At 35.9% G+C, this 3200-nt stretch carries 4 protein-coding genes; 2 read left to right on the forward strand and 2 right to left on the reverse strand.

Translation table 11 applies throughout. From position 1 onward, the window contains the following. Positions 1-1170, reverse strand: a 1170-nt coding sequence (locus PHI38_RS09845) for a TonB-dependent receptor plug domain-containing protein (protein WP_299855649.1), incomplete at its 3' end; no start/stop codon positions are given. Between the two features lie 95 nt (positions 1171-1265). Between PHI38_RS09845 and PHI38_RS09850 the strand changes: the two genes are divergently transcribed. After that, complete coding sequence (locus tag PHI38_RS09850) at positions 1266-1403, forward strand: hypothetical protein (RefSeq protein ID WP_299855651.1); 138 nt, start codon at positions 1266-1268, stop codon at positions 1401-1403. Here PHI38_RS09850 and PHI38_RS09855 read toward each other — a convergent pair. Then, positions 1396-2391 carry an agmatine deiminase family protein gene (locus PHI38_RS09855; RefSeq protein WP_299855653.1) on the reverse strand — a complete coding sequence of 332 codons (996 nt, stop codon included), beginning with the start codon at positions 2389-2391 and terminating at the stop codon, positions 1396-1398. The two genes, PHI38_RS09850 and PHI38_RS09855, sit on opposite strands and share 8 nt — an antisense overlap. Positions 2392-2407: 16 nt before the next feature. Between PHI38_RS09855 and PHI38_RS09860 the strand changes: the two genes are divergently transcribed. Beyond that, the coding region (locus tag PHI38_RS09860; RefSeq protein WP_299855654.1) for an alanine racemase at positions 2408-3200 on the forward strand (793 nt) is incomplete at its 3' end.

Here is a 3200-nt window from a genome sequence, read left to right on the forward strand (position 1 = left end):
ACCAAAAGTTTTTTCTATCTTTGCAAAGATAGCTTTGTTGTCAGTTTGTGTATGTGTTAAGCTAACGCCCAAAGGAGTTACTACTCCAGTTATAGCATGTGTGCTATATTTTTCACCTTCCCATGTGCGTTTGCTTCCATCAAGACCTACTAAGAGTTTGTACTCATCTAAATCAAAACTATTTTTTAGTTTTACTCCCTGCATAGAAGTTTTTAAGTGGTTTGTCATATATAGATTTGTCATAGGCCCAGCTGTTGGAATGGTTCTAAGTTTTGTATCCATTGGATGATCTACATCAGAGTAGTAGTACTGGATATTTATGTTTTTGTAGTCATTTGTTACATTGTCTATGTTGTACTCAATGCTGTAGATATTTGAGTCATCGTATGCAGCGTCCATCTTTGAGTTTGCATAAAGTACGCCATCACTTCTGTTACCAGTATAGCTAAGGCGAAGCTCTTGATCTTCAAGTGTTTTTACAAAAATCTTACTCATAATGCTTTTTTTAGTATAAGCTTCTATATCTTTGTATTGTGGTTGATATTTTGCTCCTGCTGGAGCTGAACCTTTTGCCACAGCTTTATCTATCTGTTCTGCTAAAGTGTTGCCATCTCCATCTTCATACTGATCACTTGTTTCATAAGATGCACTAATTAGAGCGCGGATAGTATCTGTTCCACCGCTTCCAGTCGCACCTATCTTTTTATAGCCCCAGCTCCCTATGCCAAAACTTATCTCTGCTTTTGGCTCTTTTGAAGGCTTTTTAGTAGTGATTTTTAACCCTCCACTTAGTGTGCCAAAGTTCTCAACATCATAAGGCCCTTCAATAACTTCTACCGTGTCTATCTGGCTTGTTACTATGTGTGAAGTAGGTGGATCCATTCTGTTAACACATGCACCACAGACCTTTGTGCCATCAACACTTACAGAGATGTTATCTCTTTTTTGCCCTCTTATTAAGATATCATTTGCGATACCACTTCTTCTACTCATATCTATACTTGGAACAGTTGTGCTTAGTGCTTGAGCTAAGTCTGCTGATAACTGCGCATTTTGGCTTACTTCAGTAATAGTTGTTGATTCAACTTTTACACTTGGTAATACGACTTCATTTGCACTTAAAATAGTTACCGCTACAAGCGATAAAGGAATGAATTTCTTGCTTATCATATAATTAACCTTGATTTTTAAAATAAGCCGATTGTATAAGAGTTTTGTTACAAAAGTGTTAAATCAATTTAAAAAAAGTATGCTAGAATTCCGCCATGAGCACAGTAGATAAGATAAAAAAAATTGTTTTGATAGTTTTAGGTTTAAGCCTCTCGGCTTATTTGATTTATAATGGTTTTAAGATTTTAAACCAAGAAGAAGAGATTGCGCCAAAGAGTATTGAGTCTAAATAAGCTCAACACCTTTAGCAAAATTCATAGTTACGCAGTGAAGTGAGCCATGCTGTTTTATAAGAGTGAAGCAGTTGATTGGCACAATATCTTTTGTAGGAAATATTCGTTTAAAGACAGCAAGTGCTTCTGCATCTTCTTTTACCCCATATGTTGGTACTAAAATAGCTCCATTTATAAAGAGAAAATTTGCATAAGTTGCAGGTAGTCTCTCATCATCAAAATAGCAAGCCGAGCTCATAGGAAGTGCAACAAGAGTAAAACCTTCATCTTTTGCAAATGCTTCAAGTTCCTCCTCCATAAGTTTTAACTCTCTGTAGTGTTCATCATCTTTATCTTTACATTTTACATACATAATAGTTCTCTCATCAACAAATCTTGCAAGAGTATCTACATGTGAGTCAGTATCATCACCTGCAAGATAACCGTGATTTAAGTAGAGAATTTTGCTCATACCAAACTCATCTTTGAGTATTTGAGTCGTCTGCTCCTTTGAAAGAGTAGAGTTTCTGTTTTTATTTAACACACACTCTGATGTTGTGAGGATGGTATCAACTCCATTGCTCTCAATAGCGCCACCCTCTAAAATCAAATCAATACTTCGTAGTTTTGCAGAGTAGCTCCCTGATATCTTTTTACTCATTGCATTATCTTTAGAAGCATCAAACTTTCCGCCCCAGCCAGTAAATGTGAAGTCAAGTAGCTCTATTTTTGTACCATTTTCTACGCATAGTGCAGAGCAATCTCTAGCCCATGTATCATTTGTCTCATACTCTACAAAGAAAAGGTTTTTGTTTGGTTCAAATCTTCTTTGAACATCTTTTATATCAGCACAAACAACAAGACACTTCTGATATTTGATAATCTCTTTGATAATGTTTTCAAAATTTGTCTCAGCTTCGTCCAAATACTCTACCCAATCGCTATTTTTGTGTGGGAAGATGATTTGTGTAAAACTCTGCTCTTCAAACTCTGCTATAAACCTTTTCATTTGGTATAATTCCTCCATGGCTACTATAATTTTAAATAAAAATAATTTTTTTAATAATCTCGACATTATCGCTAAATATTGCAAAAGCGTAGATAAAATCGCACTTGTTTTAAAAGACAATGCTTATGGGCATGGACTCGTTGAAATGTCCACTATGGCAAAAGAGTATGGTATCAAAAGGGCAGTTGTAAGAGCACAGAGAGAAGCAAAGATGATAGAGAGTTTTTTTAGCTATATCTTAGTTCTTGGTGATATCCCAACATCAGCGTCACAAATCATCAGATATACTATAAATGATTTGCAAAGTATCGATAAATTTCCAAAAGGTACAAAAGTAGAGCTAAAAATAGATACTGGAATGCATAGAAACGGTATAGCTATGGACGAGCTTGAAGATGCGTTTATAAAGATAAAAGAAGCAGGTCTACTTTTAGAGGGAATGTTTACACATCATAGAAGTGCTGATGAGTTGACAAGCGAGTGGTATTGGCAGAGAGAGAACTTTGAAGATGCAAAAAAAAGAGCAAAAGAGTTATCTTTAAAGTATGGTTTTGCACCTCTTAGATTTCACTCCTCAAACTCTGCTGCACTTTTTCGCAATGCTTCGTTTGATGAAGATATGGCTAGAGTTGGGATTGCAGCTTATGGATGTATGAAACTGCCCCTTGCCCTTAATATAGATAGTTTTAAGCCAGTCTTATCACTCTGGGCTAAAAAACTCTCATCAAGAAAACTTGTGGCGCATCAAAGAGTAGGTTATGGCGGAGATGCAGAGGTTACTTGTGATGAGGTTGTGAGCAATTATGACT

It is taken from the genome of Sulfurimonas sp. (genome assembly GCF_028694895.1).
Classification (GTDB): Bacteria; Campylobacterota; Campylobacteria; order Campylobacterales; family Sulfurimonadaceae; genus Sulfurimonas.